The sequence below is a fragment of the Nonlabens sp. genome, from assembly GCF_051251825.1.
GTDB lineage: Bacteria > Bacteroidota > Bacteroidia > Flavobacteriales > Flavobacteriaceae > Nonlabens.
On record NZ_JBPOGG010000013.1, the window covers coordinates 49,222 to 66,670 of the forward strand.

Annotated in this window: 19 protein-coding genes; 14 read left to right on the forward strand and 5 right to left on the reverse strand. The window is 36.6% G+C overall.

What is annotated here, in order from left to right:
* Window positions 1-20: 20 nt before the first annotated feature.
* A complete protein-coding gene (locus ACSHWW_RS12665) occupies window positions 21-818 on the forward strand; it encodes a class I SAM-dependent methyltransferase (RefSeq protein WP_435682832.1) in 798 nt (265 codons plus the stop codon).
* Window positions 819-1,031: 213 nt separating this feature from the next.
* Here ACSHWW_RS12665 and ACSHWW_RS12670 read toward each other — a convergent pair whose 3' ends face one another.
* Entirely contained in the window at window positions 1,032-3,248 is a 2,217-nt protein-coding gene (locus tag ACSHWW_RS12670) for a TonB-dependent receptor family protein (RefSeq protein ID WP_435682833.1), read from the reverse strand.
* A 234-nt stretch (window positions 3,249-3,482) separates the two neighbouring features.
* Between ACSHWW_RS12670 and guaB the strand changes: the two genes are divergently transcribed.
* The 11 genes from guaB to ACSHWW_RS12725 all read left to right on the forward strand — a co-directional run bounded on the left by guaB (window position 3,483) and on the right by ACSHWW_RS12725 (window position 11,645).
* On the forward strand, window positions 3,483-4,955 hold the full coding sequence (guaB, locus tag ACSHWW_RS12675; protein ID WP_435682834.1) for an IMP dehydrogenase: 1,473 nt from the start codon (window positions 3,483-3,485) through the stop codon (window positions 4,953-4,955).
* Between the two features lie 5 nt (window positions 4,956-4,960).
* On the forward strand, window positions 4,961-5,575 hold the full coding sequence (locus ACSHWW_RS12680) for a fumarylacetoacetate hydrolase family protein (RefSeq protein ID WP_435682835.1): 615 nt from the start codon (window positions 4,961-4,963) through the stop codon (window positions 5,573-5,575).
* Window positions 5,572-5,907 (forward strand): Hpt domain-containing protein, encoded by a 336-nt coding sequence (locus ACSHWW_RS12685; protein WP_435682836.1) that lies wholly within the window; start codon window positions 5,572-5,574, stop codon window positions 5,905-5,907. Before ACSHWW_RS12680 ends, ACSHWW_RS12685 begins: the two co-directional genes overlap by 4 nt.
* A 16-nt stretch (window positions 5,908-5,923) precedes the next feature.
* On the forward strand, window positions 5,924-7,171 hold the full coding sequence (locus ACSHWW_RS12690) for a CinA family nicotinamide mononucleotide deamidase-related protein (RefSeq protein WP_435682837.1): 1,248 nt from the start codon (window positions 5,924-5,926) through the stop codon (window positions 7,169-7,171).
* A gap of 150 nt (window positions 7,172-7,321) precedes the next feature.
* Window positions 7,322-7,561, forward strand: coding sequence for a 50S ribosomal protein L28 (gene rpmB / locus ACSHWW_RS12695; protein WP_435682838.1), 240 nt, complete (start codon window positions 7,322-7,324; stop codon window positions 7,559-7,561).
* A gap of 20 nt (window positions 7,562-7,581) precedes the next feature.
* Window positions 7,582-7,764, forward strand: a complete 183-nt coding sequence (gene rpmG, locus ACSHWW_RS12700; protein WP_040003760.1) for a 50S ribosomal protein L33 — start codon at window positions 7,582-7,584, stop codon at window positions 7,762-7,764.
* Between the two features lie 6 nt (window positions 7,765-7,770).
* Window positions 7,771-7,923, forward strand: coding sequence for a DUF4295 domain-containing protein (locus tag ACSHWW_RS12705; RefSeq protein ID WP_081866548.1), 153 nt, complete (start codon window positions 7,771-7,773; stop codon window positions 7,921-7,923).
* A 144-nt stretch (window positions 7,924-8,067) separates the two neighbouring features.
* On the forward strand, window positions 8,068-9,021 hold the full coding sequence (ftsY, locus tag ACSHWW_RS12710) for a signal recognition particle-docking protein FtsY (protein ID WP_435682839.1): 954 nt from the start codon (window positions 8,068-8,070) through the stop codon (window positions 9,019-9,021).
* A gap of 82 nt (window positions 9,022-9,103) precedes the next feature.
* Window positions 9,104-10,705, forward strand: coding sequence for an amidase family protein (locus tag ACSHWW_RS12715; RefSeq protein ID WP_435682840.1), 1,602 nt, complete (start codon window positions 9,104-9,106; stop codon window positions 10,703-10,705).
* A gap of 10 nt (window positions 10,706-10,715) precedes the next feature.
* Window positions 10,716-11,045, forward strand: a complete 330-nt coding sequence (locus ACSHWW_RS12720; RefSeq protein WP_435682841.1) for a hypothetical protein — start codon at window positions 10,716-10,718, stop codon at window positions 11,043-11,045.
* Between the two features lie 3 nt (window positions 11,046-11,048).
* Complete coding sequence (locus ACSHWW_RS12725; protein ID WP_435682842.1) at window positions 11,049-11,645, forward strand: DUF1684 domain-containing protein; 597 nt, start codon at window positions 11,049-11,051, stop codon at window positions 11,643-11,645.
* Between the two features lie 3 nt (window positions 11,646-11,648).
* Here ACSHWW_RS12725 and ACSHWW_RS12730 read toward each other — a convergent pair whose 3' ends face one another.
* The 4 genes from ACSHWW_RS12730 to ACSHWW_RS12745 are packed head-to-tail and all read right to left on the reverse strand — an operon-like array spanning window position 11,649 to window position 14,622.
* Window positions 11,649-12,338: a hypothetical protein gene (locus ACSHWW_RS12730; RefSeq protein WP_435682843.1), complete on the reverse strand. Its 690-nt coding sequence runs from the start codon at window positions 12,336-12,338 to the stop codon at window positions 11,649-11,651.
* A 36-nt stretch (window positions 12,339-12,374) separates the two neighbouring features.
* Window positions 12,375-13,079 carry a VanW family protein gene (locus ACSHWW_RS12735; protein ID WP_435682844.1) on the reverse strand — a complete coding sequence of 235 codons (705 nt, stop codon included), beginning with the start codon at window positions 13,077-13,079 and terminating at the stop codon, window positions 12,375-12,377.
* On the reverse strand, window positions 13,076-13,777 hold the full coding sequence (locus tag ACSHWW_RS12740; protein ID WP_435682845.1) for a class I SAM-dependent methyltransferase: 702 nt from the start codon (window positions 13,775-13,777) through the stop codon (window positions 13,076-13,078). Before ACSHWW_RS12740 ends, ACSHWW_RS12735 begins: the two co-directional genes overlap by 4 nt.
* A gap of 23 nt (window positions 13,778-13,800) precedes the next feature.
* A complete protein-coding gene (locus ACSHWW_RS12745) occupies window positions 13,801-14,622 on the reverse strand; it encodes a hypothetical protein (protein WP_435682846.1) in 822 nt (273 codons plus the stop codon).
* A 111-nt stretch (window positions 14,623-14,733) separates the two neighbouring features.
* On the opposite strand from ACSHWW_RS12745, the gene rimO reads away from it, so the two are divergent.
* A complete protein-coding gene (gene rimO / locus ACSHWW_RS12750) occupies window positions 14,734-16,038 on the forward strand; it encodes a 30S ribosomal protein S12 methylthiotransferase RimO (RefSeq protein WP_435682847.1) in 1,305 nt (434 codons plus the stop codon).
* Between the two features lie 428 nt (window positions 16,039-16,466).
* Complete coding sequence (locus ACSHWW_RS12755) at window positions 16,467-17,165, forward strand: TlpA family protein disulfide reductase (RefSeq protein ID WP_435682848.1); 699 nt, start codon at window positions 16,467-16,469, stop codon at window positions 17,163-17,165.
* The last annotated feature ends 284 nt before the right edge of the window (window positions 17,166-17,449 follow it).

Genomic DNA, 17,449 nt, shown 5'->3' on the forward strand with positions numbered 1-17,449 from the left:
GAAAGTTAAAATTTTAACATATGGACTTAAAAGAACAATTTGAAGTCAATCGACAGACTTGGAATGAGAAAACGGCTGTTCATTTTGAGAGCAAGTTTTATGATAAGGACGCTTTCGCGAAAGCGAAAAATTCTCTCAACTCTTATGAATTAAAAGCTCTAGGAGATGTCACTGGAAAATCGATGTTGCACTTGCAGTGTCATTTTGGTCAAGATTCATTGAGCTGGGCGCATAAAGGTGCTGCTGTTACCGCGGTAGATATAAGTGATGCAGCGATAAAAAAAGCTCAAGAGTTAAGTGCATCGCTAGAGATTCCAGCTACGTTTGTGTGTTGTAATGTTTTGGATACTTCACAGCATGTTCAAGAGCAGTTTGATATCGTGTTTACCAGTTACGGTACTATAGGCTGGTTGCCAGATTTAAAACCATGGGCTCAAATGATTGCTGATCGTCTCAAAAAAGATGGTATTTTCTATATCGTAGAATTTCATCCTATAGCATGGATGTATGATTATAATGTATCACCACCAGTTATGAAATATCATTATGCTCGAGAAGAAGCTATCTATGATGAGTATGAAGGAACTTATGGAGATGATAAATCGACTATGATTTCAAAAGAATATGGATGGAACCATAGTTTAAGCGAGGTTATTCAATCGTTAATAAACGCTGGTTTACAAATAGCTCTAGTAGCAGAGCATGATGGAAGTCCTTATGATGTTTTTCCAAGTATGGAATTAAATGAAGATGGACTTTATTATCTTAAAGATGGTTTATACCCAACTGTATTTGAAGTTAAGGCTTATAAGAAATAAAAAATGCTCTACTTATGAGATAGAGCATTTAAGGGGAAAGCATCTTGAATGTATTTCAAAACGCAGCAATTTAAATTATTTAATTAACTTTTACAAGTGTAAATAGGGTTAAATCTTAAACAAGCCGCATGATGTTTTGAGGTATTACCACTCAGCAGTAATTTTATTAAGAATATCTAAATAAAGTTTTTTGATTGACGAGTTCGTTTTATTTTAAAATCGAGCAATCAATCCTGTATTTATACCAAATGGATGACCAGGTCGTAATCCAGCCGGTTGTCTAGAGGCTGCATATTCTGCATCAAGTAGGTTAATCATGTTTGCAGTTAGAGTAAGGTTCTTACTTACTTTAAATCTTGCTGCAGCATCTATTATAAAATTGCTATCCACACGTTCTGTAGCTAGGATTGTGCCACTACCAGCTTGAGTTCTCATCGCTCCTACGAATCTAGCGTTTGCATTAAAATCCCATTTGCCGTGTGAAACTCCTGCAATGATGTTCCATTGATTTTCTGCAATATATGGGATTTCATCACCTATGGAAACCTCACCATAGACATCGCTGTCAAATGCATTTTGGAATGAAGTATTTGTATAGGTATAATTAAAGGTCAGTGGAAATGACCATTTATTATTATTCTGTAGAAAATCATAAGTCAATGCGAGTTCAAGACCACTTACATTAACCTCTCCAGCATTAAACATATCTGTGGTACCGCCACCACCGCTAGCAGCAAGGTCACTTCCTAATAAATTGCTGTAATCATTAAAGAAAGCAGTGGCCTCTCCACGCAAGCCTTTTATTAAAAATCGAGAACCTAACTCATAGTTAATACTTTTTTCTTCATCTACGTCTGGAGCACTTCCTGGAGGAGAAAAACCTTTATGCACACCACCAAAAAAGGCTAAGTTCTTATCAATTTTATAATGTGCACCTATACCTGGAATCCATACTTGAACATTATTTTCTCTTGTGCTTAAATTGGCGCCAGTTCTATCTATGTCACTGCTTCCATAATTGTCTCTGGTTAAATTGATATCCTCATAGCGCAATCCTGGTGTGATGGTAAGCTTCCCTAAGTTTGCTTTATATAATACGTGAGCAGCAATCGCTCTGGCTTCGCTTACTCTGTTTGCATCTGTTCCTGGAGTACCTGGTGTGTTTAATGCTAGCTTGCCGTTAGTAATCCCATAAGCATCTACCCATTGAAAACGATCCTCTTGATCTGTGTGGTAACGCAATCCAATTTCAAGGTCGCTTAGAACTTTATTACCAAAACTGATATTTGCTTTAGTTTGAATTCCTATAGAATAGTAATTGCGATTATTTGCTTTCACGTTAAATACATTTTCAGCGGTGTCGTTTCCACTTGAAATGGCTTCATATTCTTGCGCATTTGTGATAGGATCGTTTAAGATATTTGCGATTCCGACATTACCATTTCCTGTATTAACGTCATTAAGCTTGTACCAGTTTCTCGCAAAATTATTTGAGTATGCTGTAGTCGTGAAAATCAAATTCTTAGCTGGTTGTATCAAATGAGTCAACTGGATTTGATCATGTTCAGTATCTATTCTATCTACGGCACTCGCAAGATATCTACGGTATGGATCGTTTTTGAAATCTTCATCTGTAAGTCCTAGATAGGTTTCATTATCCACACCTTCACTAAATTGTAGTTTCAGCGTTAAGGATTGATAAATTTTGGCGTCGGCAGCTGTGTTGTATCTGAATTTTCCCGAGTAATCATTACGGTCAAAACCAGTATTCCCGCCACCATCAAGTGTTTTAAAACCGTCAGAATTAAAATTTAAAAATTCTGCTACATAACCGAATCTTTCAGAGCTATCACTTATGCGCAATTCAGTCTGTTTACTATTATAATTCCCTATATTCATACGTGCATAACCTTCAAGGTTATCTGCTATACTGCTGGATACAAAGTTTATCGCTCCACCTGTGGTAAATGGACCATATTGTACCTGGCTACTTCCTTTAAGAACCTCTATAGCTTCCATACGAGCAACGTTAGGAAAATAATAGGCTGCAGGAGCAGAGTAAGGAGCTGGAGCAATAAGAACTCCATCTTCCATTAATGTGATTTTTGAAGAACGCTCTGCCTGCGTTCCTCTTAAGGATATATTAGGTCGCAATCCATATCCATCTTCCTCAGTAATATTTACTCCTGGAATACTTAATAGAGCACGATTGACATCTGTGTAGTTGAATTTAGACAAATCTTTTTCAGATACATAGTAAGAACTACCAGTCCTGTTTGCTGCTGCATATTTACTTCCAAAGACTGATGAAGGACGCAATAAGATAACTGATAAATTATTGATGGAGTCTTGTGCTTTGGCTTGTGGTTGTTGCGCTTTCGCGAAAGCGAGACTCAAAATAGTTAGAGTAATAAGAAAACCTTTTTTCATTTATTTAGACTTAATATAAATAGTTATTTGAATTCGGCTGCAAATTTATATCCTTATTTAGACTTGATAAAAATAAAAGACGCTTTTCGTTATTGATATTTCTAATGGAAGAATACAAAGTCATCAATTTTTATTATTTAAACTGATTCTAAATAAGTTAGAGTTAAGCTTTTGAACAGCTGCATAGCGCACCAATTAAAAAACGTATATTTGCATGCAATAAAATTCTATTGCATGATCTCTCACGATTCTAAGTTCCTAGGTGAAGCATTAACCTATGATGATGTTCTTCTCGTACCAGCATATAGCGAGGTACTTCCACGAGAAGTAAGTATTAAAACTAAATTTTCAAGAAACATAACTCTTAATGCACCAGTTATAAGTGCAGCAATGGATACCGTTACTGAAAGTCGTATGGCCATAGCCATGGCGCAAGAAGGCGGAATTGGTATTTTGCACAAGAATATGTCCATCGAGGCACAAGCCCAAAAAGTGCGACGTGTTAAACGTGCAGAAAGTGGTATGATCATCGATCCGGTAACGCTTACTGTTAACGCAACTATAGGAGATGCCAAAGCGAACATGAGAGAACACAGCATAGGTGGAATTCCTATAGTAGATGAGGCAGGATATATAAAAGGTATTGTAACTAATCGCGATTTGCGTTTTGAAAAAGACAATAGCCGTTCTGTAACTGAGGTAATGACTTCAGATAATTTAATCACTGCCAAAGCTGGTACTTCACTTCAAGATGCTGAAGCAATACTTCAAGAATATAAAATTGAAAAACTACTCGTAGTAGATGATCAGGATAAACTGGTCGGTCTTATTACATTTAGAGATATTACTAAACTTACTTTAAAGCCTAATGCAAATAAGGATCAATACGGTCGTTTACGTGTTGCCGCTGCAATAGGTGTAACTGGTGATGCAGTAGATAGAGCTGGTGCTCTGGTAAATGCTGGAGTTGATGCTGTAGTTATTGATACGGCTCATGGTCATACTAAAGGTGTGGTTGAGGTTTTGAAAAAAGTAAAAGCTGCATTCCCTAACCTGGACGTAGTTGTAGGTAATGTTGCTACTGCTGAGGCTGCAAAATACCTAGCAGACGCTGGAGCAGATGCCGTAAAAGTAGGAATAGGACCAGGATCTATTTGTACTACTCGAGTTGTTGCTGGAGTAGGTTTTCCACAACTAAGCGCTGTAATGGAAGCTGCTCATGCTTTAAAAGGAACTGGAGTTCCTGTTATTGCAGATGGTGGAATACGTTACACCGGTGATATTCCTAAAGCAATTGCCGCTGGAGCAGATAGTGTAATGTTAGGTTCGTTGCTTGCAGGAACGACTGAGTCACCTGGAGAAACAATCATATATGATGGTCGTAAATTCAAATCTTATCGTGGTATGGGATCAGTAGAGGCGATGCAACATGGTTCAAAAGACCGCTATTTTCAAGATGTTGAAGATGATATTAAAAAATTAGTTCCTGAAGGGATTGTAGGTCGTGTACCTTATAAAGGAGATCTTGTGGAAAGCATGACTCAGTTTTTAGGTGGACTACGTGCCGGAATGGGATATTGTGGAGCGGCAGATATTGAAACACTTAAGAATACTGGCCGTTTTGTGAAAATAACGTCGGCTGGTGTACAAGAAAGTCATCCTCATGATGTGACCATTACTAAAGAAGCTCCTAATTATAGCCGCTAGATCTTATGAAAATTATTTGCATAGGTCGTAACTATACAGATCATATCGCAGAGCTGCAAAATGAGCGCCCTGCAGAGCCTGTCGTGTTTTTAAAACCAGACACGTCTATATTATTACATAAACAACCTTTTTTCATACCATCATTTTCTAATGATGTTCATCACGAGGTTGAGGTTGTCGTGCGCATCAATCGTATAGGGAAACACATCGACAAGAAATTTGCACATAAATACTATGATGAAATAGGTCTAGGCATAGACTTTACAGCTAGAGATGTCCAGCAAATTTGTAAAGAAAAAGGCTTGCCATGGGAAAAAGCAAAATCCTTTGATGGAGCAAGTGTGGTATCTAGAGAATTTATAAATAAGGAAGAATTAGGTGATTTAAATCAGTTGCCTTTTGAATTATATAAAAATGACACGTTACAGCAAAGTGGTAATACCAGCCACATGCTGTTTAAGATTGATGAAATAATAGAACACGTCTCTCAGTATTTTACCCTTAAAATAGGAGATCTGATTTTTACTGGTACGCCAGCAGGAGTTTCTAGAGTAGAAGAAAATGATGTGTTAAAAGGTATACTCGCTGGACGCGAAATGTTCCAGATTAAAGTAAAATGAAAGAACAACTATACAATTTACAGAAGATTATAGATCTCTCAGATAATGACCCTACTTTTATTAAGGATATGGTTGATATGTTTATCAATGAAATACCACGAGACCTAGAACACCTTGCTGTGGCTGTCATAGAAGATGATCGAGCTAGTGTGCATGATTATGCGCATAAAATGAAACCCAGTTTAGATATGTTTGGGTTATCATGCCTTAGCGATATGCTTATTCTGGAAGCTTGGGGAAAATCTAAGGATGAAATGGAGATTAAAGAACACTTCATGCGTATCAATCAAGAACTTGATATGGCACTTATCCAGCTCAAGCGAGATTTTTAAAGTTAAAACAGCATAAATGCAAGCAACTATTATAACTATAGGAGATGAAATCCTCATAGGTCAGATTGTAGATACTAACTCTGCATGGATGGCACGAGAACTCAATAAAATCGGAGTTCATGTGTATGAGATTATCTCTATTAGTGATGATAGAGCTCATATTTTATCCGCTTTCGCGAAAGCGGAACAACAATCAGATATCGTATTAGTAACTGGTGGATTAGGTCCTACCAAAGATGATATTACAAAAAAAACAATCTGTGAGTATTTTAATGATACGCTAGTATTGAATCAAGAAGTGCTAGATCATGTAGTCAGGCTATTTAAAGAGTATGTAAAAGCTCCTATGGTAGATATGAATAAAGATCAAGCGCTAGTGCCTAAAAAGGCACAGGTAATCATGAATGAATATGGAACCGCGCCAGGAATGTGGCTAGAAGAAAATGAAACTATCTTTGTCTCTATGCCAGGTGTGCCGTTTGAAATGAAAGCGCTCATGCGTGATAGTGTGATCCCTAGAATTGAAAAAATAGGTAACCTACCATTTATTCATCACCGAACCATACTTACCGCTGGGCAAGGTGAAAGCACTATTGCCACTCGATTAGAGGAATGGGAAAATAATTTACCAGCACATATTAAACTTGCTTATTTACCTAGTTTAGGAACTGTGAGATTAAGATTGTCATCTCGTGGAGTAGATAAAGACTTTATTGTGAACTCAGTTGCTGGACAGATTCAGGAGCTTTATACTATTATAGAAGACGTGATAGTAGGTGAGAGCAATGATGAGAGTTTAGTTCATGCTGTTGTACAGTTATTAAAGGATAAAAATCTTACCGTCGCAACAGCCGAAAGTTGTACCGGTGGAAAAATAGCAAGCCTGATTACTGAAATTCCAGGAGCTTCTCAAGTATTTATAGGTAGTACGGTTACATATGCCACACAATCTAAAATAGACATGCTTAATGTAGATCCTGCGATTATAGAAAAGTATAGTGTAGTGAGTGAACAAGTGGCTATTGAGATGGCTATGAAAGCACGTTTAAAGTTTAAATCAGACTTTGCGATTGCAACTACAGGTAATGCAGGACCTACTCAAGGAGATAGTGATGCACCAGTAGGAACTGTCTATATAGGAATAGCAACTCCATTAAATGTTTATGGATTACACTTTATGATGGGGAATCATAGAGAACGAGTGGTGCAAAAAACCATAAATAAAGCACTAGAGTTATTACAAAAGGAATTAATAGAAATGTAGTTATAACAAGGTGTGCGGTTAAGTTCTTTGAGCTTAATTGATGCATTAAAACTACCTTTGAAAAATAATTATAAAAAAGGCACCAATTTAGACTTGTGAGAACGAATTAATATTCGTTATTTTGCAGTCCGATTTTAAACACAGATAACCATGTCACGAGTTTGTGAAATTACAGGTAAGAGAGCAATGTCAGGAAACAACGTTTCTCACGCTATGAACAAGACTAAACGTAGATTCAACGTGAATCTTTTTACTAAGCGTTTTTACCTTCCAGAAGAAGATAAGTGGGTTTCACTTAAAGTATCTGCTAAGGCAATTAAAAACATCAATAAATTAGGAATTACTGCGGTAATGAAAGAAGCTCGAGCAAAAGGGCATCTTACTAAGTAATCCATATAATATACTAGAAGATGGCAAAGAAAGGTAATAGAATTCAAGTAATCCTTGAATGTACAGAGCACAAGGAGTCTGGTCAAGCTGGAACTTCACGTTATATCACAACTAAGAATAAAAAGAACACGCCAGATCGTTTGGAAATTAAAAAATTCAACCCGATCTTAAAGCGTATGACTGTTCATAAAGAAATAAAATAATAAGACATGGCAAAGAAATCAGTAGCAACCCTACAAACTGGGTCAAAGAGATTAACAAAAGCCATTAAGATGGTTAAATCACCTAAATCAGGTGCATACACATTTGTAAGTGCTATCATGGCACCAGAATTAGTAAACGATTTCTTGAAAAAGAAATAAGTTGGTTAGTTAAGATGATAAAAAGACCGCTCTGCTTGCAGAGCGGTCTTTTTTTATAGACCATTTGTCAGTTCTACAATTATGGCTTACAAATTGACTTTTCATTTATATGATTAACTTTGCAATTCTTACATACCACCCAAAATGAGTTTTTTTAAAAAAATATTTTCAAAAGAGAAAAAGGAAACCCTTGATAAAGGGCTAGAAAAAACTAAAACTACTTTTCTAGATAAATTAGGTAAAGCCGTCGCAGGTAAATCTAAAGTGGATGCAGACGTGCTCGATGATCTGGAAGATGTTTTGATCTCAAGTGATGTAGGTGTAGCAACAACCATAAAAATAATAGACCGTATAGAAGCGCGTGTAGCTCAAGATAAATATTTAGGAACTACAGAGCTTAATGAAATTTTACGTGAAGAAATTGCTGGATTACTAAGTGAAGTAAATTATGGCGATGCTACAGATTTCACCATTCCACAAAAGGATGGTCCATATGTCATAATGGTGGTAGGTGTGAATGGTGTAGGTAAAACTACGACTATAGGTAAGCTCGCTCATCAATTCAAGCAAAAAGGTTTAAAGGTAGTTCTAGGTGCTGGAGATACATTTAGGGCGGCAGCGGTTGATCAATTACAAATCTGGGCAGATCGTGTAGGTGTGGAAATCGTGAAGCAAGATATGGGAAGTGATCCTGCAAGTGTTGCATTTGATACTTTACAAAGTGCCGTTGCTCAAAATGCAGACGTAGTTCTTCTCGATACTGCTGGTCGTTTACATAATAAAGTCAATCTTATGAATGAGTTGACTAAAGTAAAACGTGTCATGCAAAAAATTATTCCAGATGCACCTCATGATGTAATGTTAGTTCTGGACGGATCTACTGGGCAAAATGCCTTTGAACAAGCTAAGCAATTTACAGCAGCTACTGAAGTGAGTTCGCTAGCGGTTACTAAACTAGACGGTACTGCAAAAGGTGGTGTGGTTATAGGAATTTCAGACCAGTTTCAAATTCCTGTAAGATATATAGGAGTAGGTGAAGCTATGGATGATCTACAAGTCTTCAATAAAGTCGAATTTGTCGATAGTTTCTTTAATTAGCAACATCAATAAACAGTTTATAACTCTTAGGTCTAGCAGTGATTAGGTCTAAGAGTTTTTTTATTTTTAAGAAAAATATTTTATGCGTTTTATCATACTTTTATTAGCATTTGCACTCGCGAGTTGCAAGTCTCCAAGTGGTGAAAATCAGGTTTCCAAACCATCTTCTAAAGAAGAAGAAAAGTTTAAAGTACTGGATTCTAAGTTTTTAAATAAAGAAGAGATGATGGCTCCTTTTAAGGAAGATTTAGCCAGCTTTCGCGGAAGCGATGATCTCAAAGATTTAATTCTTGAAAAAAGCATTCCCGAAATTCAACAAGCGGTTTATGATGGGAAACTCACCTATCGCGATCTAACGGCTTTTTATATCCATAGAATAGAAAAGTACGATCGAGAAAATAGAAAATCTCTTAATTCGATTATTGCTTTAAATCCTAAAGCAATGGAAGATGCCTATGCATATGACTTGAGAATGGAGGAATTAAGACGCAGTGAAGAAAAATTCAATCCGTACACTTTAATGGGTATGCCTATTTTATTAAAAGATAATATCAATGCTGCAGGAATGAAAACGACGGCTGGAGCAGCGGTTTTAAAAAATCTTGAACCTCAAAATGCACGCATTGTTCAACGATTGATTGAAGATGGAGCGATTGTGTTAGGTAAAGCAAACCTAAGTGAATGGGCTTATTTTTTCTGTCAAGGATGTCCAAGTGGTTATAGTGCCATAGGCGGACAAACCTTGAATCCTTATGGTCGCAAAGATATAGATACTGGTGGATCGAGTAGTGGAAGTGGCGTTGCTGTGGCAGCTAACTTTGCTGTGGCTGCTGTAGGATCTGAAACGGCTGGTTCTATTCTATCACCAGCTTCTCAAAATAGTGTGGTAGGAATGAAACCGTCAGTAGGAACATTGAGTGGTATAGGGATTGTTCCTATTTCAACTTATCTGGACACCGCAGGACCTATGTCTAAGAACGTGGTCGATAACGTGATACTCATGAGAGGAATGTTGAATGATAAAAGAATGTTCAGTGATTTGTTTATAGCAAATTTGGGAACTTCTACGGTAAGTGGACGTGTTTTTGGAGTGTTTCCAGGTTACAAGCAAAATCCGCTTTATGTAAAAGCAGTTGAAGAAATAGTTGCTTTGGGAGCAACTGTAGTGGAGTTAGAAGAAAAGCGACCTAATTTAGATGGGTTTGTATCGTTGCTTAACGTTGATATGAAAAAAGACTTACCAGCTTACTTTATGGGATTAGGTTTGTCAGAATATCAAGGTTGGGACGTGCAAAAAGTAATGCAATTGAATAAAGCCGACTCATTAAACTACATGCCATATGGACAAGGTTTGTTTCAGGGAATTGTAGATGAGAAAAGTTACTCGCCGGCAGAGTCTGCTGCGTTGAAAACTAGGCTGACTACGGCTGCTCAAGAATATTTTGATTACTACATACAATCTCATAATCTTGATGGTTTCCTGTCGGTTAACAACTATAATGCGGCTGAGGCTGCTGTGGCTTTTTATCCGGCGATTACAGTTCCTATGGGATATAATGAAAACGGTCAACCTTATGGGTTAACCTTTATCGCGCCTACCGAAGAAGAAAAATTACTATATCAATGGGCAGCAGCTTATGAAAAAGCAACCCAACATCGCAAAATGCCTAAAGGATATAATTAAATAAAATTCATTGAGAGATACTTCAAAAAAACCAGAATTATTAACCGCCAAAAGTCTCGTCATAATGACGAAGTTCATGGCTATATATGCTGCATTTCATATAGTAACTATAGTATTTAAAACTTATGCCGATTCTTTATCTGAAGAGTCAACTATCTTAGAAGCATATCAAACGCCTATTTATGTGGTGGCTGGAGTCCATTTAATGATGTTGCTTATTTGTGGTGCGATGATCATGTTTGAGAAATATTTTTGGGTAGTAACGATTGCTTGTATAATGATTTCACTTTATACACGTTTCTATTTTGACGACATTGTTACCTGGATCAACAACTTTTAAACTATGAAGCTTTTCAACTCGATATTATTTTTGATTTTACCATTGTTTCTATTAGCTCAAGACTATAAGCAAGAGTCTATAGATTATCAAATAGAATTAAACGCCGATTATAAATCAGAGAATAAATCGCCTTTATCGCCTCGAGATCGAGATCTTTTTCATGCTTTAAATTTCTATAATTTTAATGCAGATTACGTAGTTGAAGCCCGTTTTGAAAAAGCCGAAAAAGTAGAAGAGCTTGTAATGAAAACTACTACTGAGCGTGCTCCTAAATATGTGAGATATGGCACATTGCATTTTAAAATAGATGGAGTAGAGTGCCAGCTTACCGTTTTCCAAAATCCAGAATTAAACAATAGTCCTGATTATCACGATTACCTATTTGTTCCATTTAAAGATTTTACAAATGGCGATGGATCTTATGGAACTGGACGTTACATGGAGTTAACCGCGCCGCTGGGAGAAAAAGTTATTCTTAATTTTAATAATACCTATAATCCATATTGCGCCTATAGAAAAGGATATTCATGTCCTATTCCACCTTTAGAGAATCATCTTGAGGTGGCAATTCCAGCTGGTGTGAAGGTTGGTTTTAGGTAGGTTTTAGAAAAAACGGCCAACCATAAATATTCTTCTCTCTTTATCAAGTGTAGCTTTAAGTTGAATGTCCTTAACAGGTAAATGATCCAAAATAATGGGCTCATCAAGATATTCTGGTTCTGAAATACTGATAAAAAAGTCTTCGTTTAATAACGCTTTTTCAATTTTAAATTTAAAAGTTCCTCTTTTAGAAAGTTGGATTTCTTTTACTTGCCGCACAGAGTTTGCGGTTCTGGTAAATATTCTCAATATGATCGTTTCAGAACTTGCTTTATCACCTAAATAATCTGTGAGTTTTATGCGGCCTTTTATAGTGATTTGAGAGTCTTTAGAATCTTTTGCAGTTAGAGTATACTCAAGGTCATCTACAGTATCAGCTCTTGAGTCGGTCTGTGCTCTAGCATTAAAGCTCGTTAAGGATAGAAATGAGATTGCTAATGCAGCTCCTACTTTTCTATATAGCGGAATGTTTGAAGAATAAGAGTTTTTCAACTGTGTAGTACTCGCTTTAATACATAAGTCGCCATTTTTTGAATGGTATAACTCGGTTATTTGAGAGGCATTCAATTCTGTAATGTCATGAACACAATTAGAGCACGTGGCACAAAAACGTTCTTGAGCATTTTTAGTTTCTTGAAGTTCTTCCCATTTAAAATGGCAAGGCGATTTTATAGATGGCTGTATGTTTGACATGACTTAAAGGTAGTTTAATATTTCAATTAAATCGAGTTAATTCTTATACCTAGAAATAGCAACTAATTTATCCTGCTCATTTCTAGTTTCAACTACCTTATATTCTTTGTTTTCTATAAGATTCCATTGAATGTTTTGAGAATAAACGTCTTGATTGCTTAAAAGGTGCAATCTTAATTGTGAATCCAATACTTCCATTCTAAAGCTGAAATTTTGCTTGAGATTATTTTTAAACCTAAAATCTTTATAGGCATAAACTACTGTCGCATCACTACCTAAAGGTGTGTATCGATTATCGTCAGTATAAATGTCTATGGAATGATTGTGTCGTTCTTCGATAGTTAATCCAGCTCTTAGTGCTGAGATGTACATCATTCCTGAGAGTTGGCACAAACCTCCGCCATAGTCTTCTTGAAGTTTACCGTTTAGTAAATTTCGACCTATTTTAAAACCATTTTTGTGGCTAGGTTGCGGTATAAAATGCCAGAACGAAAACCACTCACCTGGCTTGATCACCAGTCCATCTATTGCATAGCAAGCTAGTTTTATATTATGTACTTTGTTTGCGAGACCTCGGTTTTGCTTAAGTGGTTGTTCTACGGTGAGCGCATGGGAATAATTCATTTCTTTATCTACGGTACGAGCTATTTTCTTGAAAAACCCACTATTTCTATCTCTAGAAGCTCTTTTTAATAGCTGATACTGAATTTTAAAACTGGAAGGGATGAATCGTTTGATCATATTTTCTCTAGAATTACAGCGATATAACTACTATAGGGCTTTAAAAAACTACGACATAACAATTGATCGATTTTAAAAAACCAAAATCTCATTTTCACAGGGATAAGATGAACTGGCAAAAATAAAAAGCCTCTTGAATAAACGACTTTAAAATTATTGTCTACTAGTTGTTCTATCTCGCTCACATTAAAACTAGTCGCGCCATGCCAGTTTGCCGCTTTATATTTTAATAATTGACGTCTTTTGTGAGACGGAAAATCGATAATGAGTTGGCCTTTAGGTTTGAGAATGCGGTGCGATTCCGAAATAATATCTTTAATGATTTGCTTATCGATATGCATCATAACGTGAAAAGAATACACTTTGGTAAAACTTAAATCATCAAACCCAGTGTTGGTTCCCGAGGCTATTTTAAGATTTTTGTTAGGATAATTTCTACGAGCCACGGCTAGCATTTCGCTACTAGGATCTATTCCGTGATGCGCATATTTTAGAAATCTTCCAGTGCCACAACCTAAGTCAAGGTTGTTATCTAAGGTTGATTTGCCTAGAAAGCGATCAAGAAATGCAAGCTCCTGTTTATGAATAAAGGCACCATAAGAATTATCAAATCGCGAACTATCATAAGTATCGGCAATACGGTCGTAGTATTCAACTACCTCGCGTTGATTTGCAGCTTCATACATATTGCTTTCCATAATTTGAACGCTTTTTTAATTATCTACAACCTATCAAAATTAGATCGCACTTCAGGCTCAGGATTTGTTTGTTGCTGTGCAGTTTCACTAGGAATAGGAGCAACAGGTACTGCAGGTGTTTTTTCAGCTATTTTAAGCACACCTTCGATGGCACTATGTAAAGTGCTCAAGGCATGCATAGGGTGACTGTATTGTCTCCAGTTTTGGGAATGAGTTACGGCTTTGTGCAAATCAGTGTATTTGCGTTGTTGTTTAGGATTAAAACCTTGGAATCGAGTACCTATAAGTGGAAGTAACGCTTTGTAATGTTTAAGCCAGTCATCACCACTGTAAATCCCATAATACATTGCTTTCCAGTAAAAATGAACGGTAAAAAAGGTGTATTGTGGCACAATGGCAGCCGCTTGAACCAGTTTCCAGTATTCTATTTGACTTTTATCTGTTCCGTTTTTAAGTAAAACGAGAGCTTCATGAGCATCATTCCAAGCGGTTTTCATAAAGCTACGTTTTAAACGGAAAAACGCAAACGGTATCGCAAATGATAAAGTCATAAAGATATAACGTGACCAGTGCGCGTCTTCACTTATACAAAGAAATAAGCATAACGCGGTAAACAGAATCCAGGTAGGGATAAAAAATAACCGACCGTTAATACCTACGGTTGCTGTAACCATGCAAAACCATGCACACAAATGAGCCTGGAAAATAAGCGCAATAGGATCTTCATTTCCTATGAGCCATATACTTTCCTCTACATTAAAAAAACTTAAAATTAAATAAATAGCTCCCCAAAAAAGAACCATCAACAAACCTTGAAAAAAGGCAGCGGCGTTGAATATGATCATATAAATTGTTTTAAAGTTTGAAAAATAAGAATAAATTGTGATTATGCTTTCGCGAAAGCGTACCTAAAAACAGCATTTACATCTTGTTAAGTCGTAAATTTGCAGCCGCTTATGAGAACAAAATCAAGAAAAAAGAATCGAATTAATGTCATCACGCTAGGTTGTTCAAAGAACGTCTATGATAGTGAGGTACTGATGGGACAACTGAAAGCCAGCGGCAAGGACGTGGTTCATGAGGAAGAAGGAAACATCGTTGTGATCAATACTTGTGGTTTTATCGATAATGCCAAAGAGGAATCAGTGAACACGATTCTTGAATTTGTAGAACGTAAAAATAATGGCGAGGTCGATCAAGTTTTTGTATCGGGTTGTTTATCAGAAAGATATAAGCCAGATTTACAGAAGGAAATTCCCGATGTGGATCAGTATTTTGGAACCACAGAATTGCCATCGCTGTTAAAAGCGCTAGGTGCAGATTATAAGCACGAGTTAATAGGTGAACGAGTGACTACCACTCCTAAGAACTACGCATACTTTAAAATTGCCGAAGGTTGCGATAGGCCTTGCTCGTTTTGTGCGATTCCATTAATGCGTGGTGGACATAAAAGTACACCTATTGAAAACCTGATTATTGAAGCTGAGAAACTAGCTGCAAAAGGTGTTAAAGAATTGATTCTTATCGCTCAAGATTTGACTTATTACGGTCTTGATTTATATAAAAAGAGACGCCTTGCTGACTTGTTAAGAGAACTTGCCAAAGTAGAAGGAATCGAGTGGATCCGTATGCACTACGCGTTCCCAACTGGTTTCCCTATGGACGTACTTGAGGTGATGAAGACTGAACCTAAAGTGTGTAATTACCTGGATATTCCATTACAGCATATTTCTACGCCTGTATTAAAATCCATGAGACGTGGTACTACGTTTGAAAAGACTAATGCGTTGCTTAAAGATTTTAGAGCTACGGTTCCTGAAATGGCGATACGTACGACACTTATTGTAGGTTATCCTGGAGAAACTGAAGAGGATTTCCAGATCTTAAAGCAATGGGTGAAAGACCAGCGTTTTGAACGTATGGGATGTTTCACATACTCGCATGAAGAGAATACACATGCTTATAAACTGGAAGATGATGTTCCAGAAGAAGTAAAACAAGATCGTGCAAACGAGATTATGGAGATTCAATCTCAAATCTCATGGGAATTGAACCAACTCAAAATAGGGCAGACTTTTAAAGTAATTATAGACCGTAAACGCGGCAACTACTTTGTAGGTCGTACAGAATTTGATAGTCCTGATGTAGATAATGAGGTACTTATTGATGCAGAGAAACATTACTTATCTGTAGGTTCTTTTGCAACAGTAACGATTACTGAGGCAGAGGATTTTGATTTGTATGGAACTCCGGTGGAATAAAGTCTTAAGTCTTTTAGTCCTCAGTCTTTAGTCTTATTAAGAGTTTGAAAATTGTCATTGCGAGGAGTATACGACGAAGCAATCTGCTATTTATGACCTGAATTTCCGCACTTGATGCAGATTCTGTTTGTATGAATCATAATGTCATTTTAACTGTCATTGCGAGGAGCGACAGCGAAGAAGATTTATACTGTTTGCGATCTGAATTTCCGCACTTGATGCGGAATCTGCTTGTATGAATCACAATGCCATTTTAACCGTCATTGCGAGCGAGGAACGACGAAGCAATCTGCTGGTTTAGATACGGTAAGCATTTTTACCACATTATCCTATGGAAATTCCCCAAAAGCGAAAATTCAAATTCGAGTTCGAGTTCAAATTCAAATTCAAATTCATCTCTTTTTGGCTCTGTTTTTGATTTTAGTTGAATGAAGTATTTTTACGGTATGAAAAAGTTGTTGTTTATTCTAGTATTGATAGGTGCCAGTGCGCTATCCCAAGCTCAAATTACGTACTATCAGCTCGAAGATGGTAGAGTGCTGGATTTTTTCCAGTTTGAGAAACATAAAAAATCGCTCGCTACAGGATTAGTGATTCACAATACCATCCGTACCAGAACAGCGCCCGATTCTGTGATACAAACTGTAAAAATTACGATTGTAGATAGTAACCCAAATTCAAATTATTACGATCCGTTTCTAAAGCATCGCGAAAAAATAGGGCAACGTTTCCCTATGGAAGAGTTTGTCTCCAGTGATAGTTCTGGAATGGATGATGTGGATTATACAGGTAAACCTACGTTGATCAACTTTTGGTTTACAAATTGTGGACCATGTATTATAGAAATCCCATATTTAAATCAGCTAGAGAAAGAGTTTAAAGGCGAAGTAAATTTTGTGGCCATCACTTTTGATAAAAGCTATTTTGTGAATCGTTTTCTAGATCGCAAAGCCTTTAACTTTGATCATATTACAGATGTGCGACCAGCTATAGATGCCTATGGTGTTAAAGCTTTTCCTATGAATTTATTGATTGATAAAGATGGGAAAATTGTAGAGGTCTATGGTGATATCATCGCAGAGCATTTAAGCCTATCGGCGCAGTTGCGTGAAATGGTGAATGAGTAGGTTTCTAGTTTACAGTCGCGTAATTCAGTCTTATTTACAGTCTCAATGGTTGATGTTATTTCAGAATCTGATATGAGTTTATTCACGCATTGAAAAAACTCTAAACTCTGAACTCTGAACTCTGAACTCTCAACGTCTTACAAATAATAAATAATGTAGAAATAAACCTGTTCTCGACTCTCGCTCGAACTGACATTTCGTTTTTTCACTAAATACTAAATACTAAATACTAAATACTAAATACTAAATACTAAATACTAAATACTAAATACTAAATACTAAAT